This is a genomic window from Archangium sp., from assembly GCF_036389735.1.
Lineage (GTDB): Bacteria > Myxococcota > Myxococcia > Myxococcales > Myxococcaceae > Archangium.
Genome location: NZ_DASVWK010000592.1, coordinates 1 through 6,251 on the forward strand (window position 1 = coordinate 1; position 6,251 = coordinate 6,251).

Here is a 6,251-nt window from a genome sequence, read left to right on the forward strand (position 1 = left end):
GTGGGTCCAGCCAGTTGGGTACCCGGCGCATCGAGGTCCGCGCTCCACTTCGGCATCTTCGCGCTCGGGCCGCTGGTCCTCCGCACCCTGGAGTCCTACTTCCCGCGACACCGGCTGCTGGGCTTCGTGGCGTCCTTCTGGTTGCTGCCCGTCTTGAGCCTCAGCCACGGGCTGTTGGATCCCCTGGTCACCGCCGCCACCACGGGGCTGCGTGACGGCCAGCTCGCCGCCATGGATCAGCAGCTGCTCGGGGCACAGGCCTCGGTGGTGCTCGGGCAGATCGTGCCGCCCTGGCTCACCGACATCCTGATGGTCTGCTACTACGGCCACTTCGTCTGGCCGCTGGCCCTGGTTCTGGAGCTGTACTTCACCGGGCGCCGGGAGGCCTTCGACGAGTACCTGATCGCCCTCAGCCTCTTCTTCGCCTTCAACTACGTCTGCTACGCGCTGGTGCCGGCCATCGGCCCGCGCTACTTCCTCTTCGACCACTTCTCCCAGCCGCTCCAGGGCGTATGGGTGACGTCCTTCCTGGACTCGCTGATGCGTCAGCCGCCCTTCGCGCGGGACTGCTTCCCCTCGGGGCACACCGGGACGGCGCTGCTGGTGCTGGTGTACGCCTTCCGGTTCTCACCCCGCGTCTTCCGCATCATGCTGCTGCCGGCCATCGGCCTGATCGCCGCCACCCTGGTGGGGCGCTTCCACTACCTCACGGACCTCATCTGCGCGGTGCCGCTGATGGTGGTGGTGGTGGGACTGGCCGTGGGCTGGAGCCGGGCCGCCGCGCGACGCGATGCGGAAGCGCGCCCGGTGCGAATGGACGCTATCGTGCGCCCCTAGCAAGGGAGCGTACGCATGAGCAGGCCGATCCTCGCGGGCCGCGTGGCCCATCTCGGTACCACCGTCTTCTCGGAGTTCAGCGCGCTCGCCCTGAAGCATGGGGCGATGAACCTGGGCCAGGGCTTCCCGGACTTCGACGGGCCCGAGGCCGTGAAGGAAGCCGCGCGCAAGGCCATCACCGACGGCGTCAACCAGTACGCCCCGAGCACCGGCCTGCGGGACCTGCGCGTGGCCATCGCCGAGCACGGGGCGCGCTTCCACGGGCACACGGGCATCGATCCGGACACCATGGTGACCGTCACCAGCGGTGCGACCGAGGCCATCTTCTGCGTGCTGTTGGGCCTGGTGGACCCGGGCGACGAGGTGATCGTCTTCGAGCCCTTCTATGACTCGTACGACGCGAACCTCGCCTTCATCGGAGCGAAGGCGCGCTACGTGCCGCTGCGCCCGCCGGACGCCTCGCATGCCGCGTGGTGGTTCGACCGGGACGAGGTGCGCGCCGCCTTCGGTCCCCGGACGCGGGTGCTGATCCTCAACACGCCCCACAACCCCACCGGGAAGGTGTTCACCCGCGAGGAGCTCGAGTTCCTCGGCGGGTTGTGCGCCGAGCACGACGTGAAGGTGCTCTCGGACGAGGTGTACGAGCACATCCTCTTCGGCCCGGCGCGTCATGTGCGCCCGGCCACGCTCCCCGTGCTGGCGGATCGCACGGTGACGGTGAGCAGCGGGGGGAAGAGCTTCAGCCTCACCGGGTGGAAGGTGGGGTGGATCATCGCTCCGCCCCCGCTGCGTGACGCGGTGCAGCGTGCCCACCAGTTCGTCACGTTCGCCACGGCCTCGCCCCTCCAGGCGGCCTTCGCGGCGGCGCTGCGGCTGCCGGACGCGTACTTCCAGGAGTTGGGTGCCCTCTACCTGTCCAAGCGAGAGCGGCTGCTGGCGGGGCTCGCCGAGGCGGGACTCCAGGCGTACGTGCCCGAGGGCAGCTACTTCATCATGGCCGATATCACCGGGAGGGGCTTCGCGGACGACGTGGCCTTCTGCCGACACCTGGTGACGGAGGTGGGAGTGGCGGCCATTCCCCCGAGCGTCTTCTACAACCCGGCGCACAAGCACCTGGGGCAGGGAATGGCGCGCTTCGCCTTCTGTAAGACCGAGGCGGTGCTGGACGAGGCGGTACGGCGGCTGAAGACGGGCCTCACACGAGGGCGCTGACGCCCGCACCCCTGGGAGTGGGGTGGCTTGCGACGCTACAACGCGGGTGCTACATCCGGCGCCAACATGCCCGCGCGCTCCCAGTCCGTTTCCAAGAGTCTCACCGCTCCCCGTACGACCGAATCCGCCAAGAAGGCCGGTCGGACTCCGGCCAAGGTGGCGAAGGTCGCCAGGCCGGTGGCCAAGGCTCCCAAGAAGGCCGCGTCGAAGGCGACCAAGGCCGTGAAGGCCGTGAAGGCCGCGACCCAGGCGGCGACGAAGGCCGCGTCGAAGGCCGTCAAGGCGGTGGCGAAGAAGGTCACCCCGCGCAAGAAGAGCGCGGCGCTGCGCTCCTATGACGCGGCCACGGTGAAGGCGGTGGCCCAGAGCGCCGAGCAGTGGGCCAAGACGGACCTGGCCGCGGTGACGCAGAAGATGCCGCTGCGCCGCAAGACGTTCGTCACCGACTCGGGCATCCCCATCCCGGACGTGGTCACGCTGGCCGAGCGCCGCACCGAGTCCCCGGACAACATCGGCCTGCCGGGCCAGTTCCCGTTCACCCGCGGCCCGCAGCCCACCATGTACCGCGGTCGCCTCTGGACGATGCGCCAGTTCGCCGGCTTCGGCACGCCCGAGGACACCAACAAGCGCTTCAAGTACCTCATCAGCCACGGCATGACGGGCCTGTCCACGGCCTTCGATATGCCCGCGCTCATGGGCTACGACTGCGACCACTCCATGAGCCGCGGCGAGGTGGGCAAGGAGGGCGTGAGCGTCTCCTCGCTGCGCGACTTCGAGGTCCTCTTCGACGGCATCCAGCTCGACAAGGTCACCACCTCGATGACGATCAATGCGAGCGCCATCGTCGCGCTCTGCATGTACATCGCGGTGGGTGAGAAGCAGGGCGTTCCGATGGCCAGGCTCGCGGGCACCATCCAGAACGACATGCTCAAGGAGTACATCGCGCAGAAGGAGTGGATCGTCGGTCCCCGGCCCGCGGTGCGGATCGTGACGGACATGATCGAGTTCTGCACGAAGAACATGCCGAAGTGGTACCCGGTCTCCGTCAGCGGCTACCACATCCGCGAGGCCGGAGCGACGGCGGTGCAGGAGCTGGCCTTCACGCTGGCCGACGGCATCGGCTACGTCGAGGAGTGCGTCAAGCGCGGCTTGAGCGTGGACGACGTGGCGCCGGGGCTCTCGTTCTTCTGGGACGTGCACAACGACTTCTTCGAGGAGGTCGCCAAGTTCCGCGCGGCCCGCCGCATCTGGGCGCACGTGATGCGCGATCGCTTCGGCGCGAAGAACCCGCGCTCCATGCAGCTCAAGACGCACGCGCAGACGGCCGGCGTGTCCCTCACGGCGCAGCAGCCGTACAACAACGTGGTGCGCACGGCGCTCCAGGCCTTCGCGGCGGTGCTCGGCGGCACCCAGTCGCTGCACACCAACTCGCTGGACGAGACGTACGCGCTGCCCACCGAGGAGTCGGTGACGATCGCGCTGCGCACCCAGCAGCTCATCGCCCACGAGTCCGGCGCGGACCGCGTGGTGGATCCGCTCGCGGGCAGCTACTTCGTGGAGTACCTCACCGACGAGATGGAGAAGCGGGCGCTCGAGTACATCCGCCGCATCGACGAGATGGGCGGCATCATCCGGGCGGTGGAGGAGCAGTACCCGCAGAAGGAGATCGGCGAGAGCGCCTACCGCTTCCAGCGCGAGGTGGAGCAGGGTGACCGCCTCATCGTGGGCGTGAACGCGTTCAAGTCGAACACGGAGGCGCCGATCGAGCTGCTGCACATCGACGAGAAGGTGCAGGAGTCGCAGATCGCCCGGCTCAAGCAGGTGAAGTCGGAGCGCAACCAGGTGGCGGTGGACGCGGCGCTGGCGAAGGTGGAGGCGGCGGCGCGGGGCTCGGACAACCTGATGCCGCCGGTGCTGGAGGCGGTGAAGGCGTACGCGACGCTGGGAGAGATCAGCGACGTGTTCCGCAAGGTGTGGGGCGCGTACCGTGAGGGCGGCCTCTTCTAGGAAGCCCCTGGCCCTCGTGAGCTTCTTCGGCGAGCTGTACCTCCGCTCCACGCTGCCCTTCCTCTCCGAGGAGACGACGGCGAAGGAGGTGGCCTACCTCGCGAGGGCCTTCCAGGAACTCCCGGTGCCCGGTCCGGTGGTGGACCTGGGCTGCGGCCATGGCCGGCACGCGGCGCGCCTGAACACCACGGGCCCGCTGGCGGGGCGCGTCCTCGGCCTGGAGCTGGACGCGCTCTCCCTGCGCGAGCGGCTGCCGGGGTTCCCAGCGGTGCGAGCGGATCTCCGCTCCCTCCCGTTCCGGACGGGCTCCCTCGCGGGGGCCTACGCCTGGTACTCGAGCCTGTTCGTCTTCTCGGACGAGGAGCACGTGGCACTGCTGCGCGAGGTGGGGCGGTGCCTGCGGCCCGGAGGGCGCCTGGTGCTGCACACCACGCCCTACGAGCGGCTGGCGTCACAACCCGAGGCGTCCTTCTCCACCCGGTTGCCGGACGGCGGCGTGCTGGAGGAGGAGAGCCGCTTCGACGCGGTGCGTGGTCGGGACCTGGGGCACAGGCGGCTGACCTCGCCGGACGGGCGCGTCCTTTCCGGCCGATATGCCATCCGTTACTATCCCCTTGCGGATTTGACGCAACTGTTGGAATTCACGGGATTTTCGATGTGCTGGGTGCATGGCGGGCTGGAGGGCGAGCAACCGTCGAGCACATCAACGGATCTCATCGTGGGAGCAGAGCTGCGACATGGCTGAGAGGAAGCTGCGAATTCTGGTGGCCAAGCCGGGCCTGGATGGTCACGACCGTGGGGCGAAGATCATCGCTCGCGCCTTGCGCGACGCGGGCATGGAGGTCATCTACACGGGGTTGCACCAGACACCCGAGATGATTGTCAACGCCGCCATCCAGGAGGACGTCGACGCCATCGGCATGTCCATCATGTCGGGAGCGCACATGACGCTCTTCCCGGCGGTGATCGATCTGCTGAAGAAGAGCAACGCGATCGACATCGCGGTGTTCGGCGGAGGCATCATCCCGGACGACGACATCCCCAAGCTGAAAACCATGGGAGTGACGGAGATCTTCACCCCCGGAAGCTCGACGCAGGACATCGTCCAGTGGATCCGAACGAACATCGCGGCCCGCGCGTAGCGGGGTTGCTGGGAAGAATGCCGGAGCGGGTCGACGTCTACGAGGTCGGCCCTCGCGACGGCTTGCAGAACGAGCTGCGAACGCTGCCCACGCGCGACAAGGCCCGGCTCATCGAGGCGCTGATCGCCGCGGGGGAGAAGCGCATCGAAGTCACGTCCTTCGTGCACCCCAAGTGGATTCCGCAGCTCGCGGACGCCGAGGAGCTGCTGCGCCTGGTGGGACGGCGTCCGGGCGTCACCTTCTCGGCGCTGGTGCCCAACCTCAAGGGCCTCACGCGCGCCAAGGAGGCGGGCCTGGAGGAGGCAGCGGTCTTCATCTCCGCCTCCGAGGCCCACTCGAAGAAGAACATCAACAAGAGCATCGACGAGGCGGTGGCCGAGGCTCGCCAGACGTCCGAGGCGGCCCTGAAGGCGGGGCTGCGGGTGCGCGGCTACCTGTCCACGGTCTGGGGCTGCCCCTACGAGGCCGAGGTGCCCGTGGCGCGGGTGGTGGAGATCAGTCGCGCCCTGATCGACGGTGGCATCTACCAGCTGAGCCTGGGTGACACGATCGGCGTGGGCACGCCGAGGCAGACGGAGCAGATCCTCTCCGCGCTGCTGGAGTACATCCCGGTGGAGAAGCTGGCGCTGCACCTGCACGACACGCGCGGCACGGCGCTGGCCAACGCTCTGGTGGGCCTCCAGATGGGCGTGACGACGTTCGACGCCAGCATCGGTGGGCTCGGCGGGTGCCCGTATGCCCCCGGAGCAGCCGGCAACCTCGCCACCGAGGACATCGTCTACATGCTCCACGGCATGGGCGTGAAGACGGGCATCCAGCTCGACAAGCTCGTCGAGGCGGGCATGGTCGCGCAGGAGCTCATCGGCCGGAAGCTCGCGGGCAAGTTCCTCCAAGCGGCCCTGGGCGAGCGCGAGAAGAAGGCGAATCGCCGGGCCCGTAGCCCGGCCTGATCGTCGCCCGTCCTCCCGCTCGGGGACTACTGCACGGTTCCGGCCGAGCTGCCCGCGGTCAGGGTGCCGCGCTCGGACTTCTCCACCGGGGACGTCGCGTGCG

The 6,251-nt window shown here is 68.7% G+C and carries 6 protein-coding genes; all 6 read left to right on the top strand.

The features are described 5' to 3' along the window. Positions 1–837 (top strand): phosphatase PAP2 family protein (locus VF794_RS20720; RefSeq protein WP_331113022.1); only part of this gene is annotated, 837 nt, incomplete at its 5' end. A gap of 15 nt (positions 838–852) precedes the next feature. Next, on the top strand, positions 853–2,049 hold the full coding sequence (locus VF794_RS20725) for an aminotransferase class I/II-fold pyridoxal phosphate-dependent enzyme (protein ID WP_331113024.1): 1,197 nt from the start codon (positions 853–855) through the stop codon (positions 2,047–2,049). A gap of 27 nt (positions 2,050–2,076) precedes the next feature. Next, positions 2,077–4,056 (top strand): methylmalonyl-CoA mutase family protein, encoded by a 1,980-nt coding sequence (locus VF794_RS20730; RefSeq protein WP_331113026.1) that lies wholly within the window; start codon positions 2,077–2,079, stop codon positions 4,054–4,056. Positions 4,057–4,072: 16 nt separating this feature from the next. After that, a complete protein-coding gene (locus tag VF794_RS20735; protein WP_331113028.1) occupies positions 4,073–4,801 on the top strand; it encodes a class I SAM-dependent methyltransferase in 729 nt (242 codons plus the stop codon). After that, positions 4,794–5,198, top strand: coding sequence for a cobalamin B12-binding domain-containing protein (locus VF794_RS20740; protein ID WP_331113030.1), 405 nt, complete (start codon positions 4,794–4,796; stop codon positions 5,196–5,198). Before VF794_RS20735 ends, VF794_RS20740 begins: the two co-directional genes overlap by 8 nt. Positions 5,199–5,215: 17 nt before the next feature. Continuing rightward, on the top strand, positions 5,216–6,148 hold the full coding sequence (locus VF794_RS20745) for a hydroxymethylglutaryl-CoA lyase (RefSeq protein ID WP_331113032.1): 933 nt from the start codon (positions 5,216–5,218) through the stop codon (positions 6,146–6,148). Positions 6,149–6,251: the final 103 nt, after the last annotated feature.

What these genes read in the sequence shown, in the direction of transcription:
- VF794_RS20725 (WP_331113024.1), top strand. Translation starts at nt 853, where the DNA reads ATGAGCAGGCCGATCCTCGCGGGCCGCGTGGCCCATCTCGGTACCACC.
- VF794_RS20740 (WP_331113030.1), top strand. Translation starts at nt 4,794, where the DNA reads ATGGCTGAGAGGAAGCTGCGAATTCTGGTGGCCAAGCCGGGCCTGGAT.
- VF794_RS20745 (WP_331113032.1), top strand. Translation starts at nt 5,216, where the DNA reads ATGCCGGAGCGGGTCGACGTCTACGAGGTCGGCCCTCGCGACGGCTTG.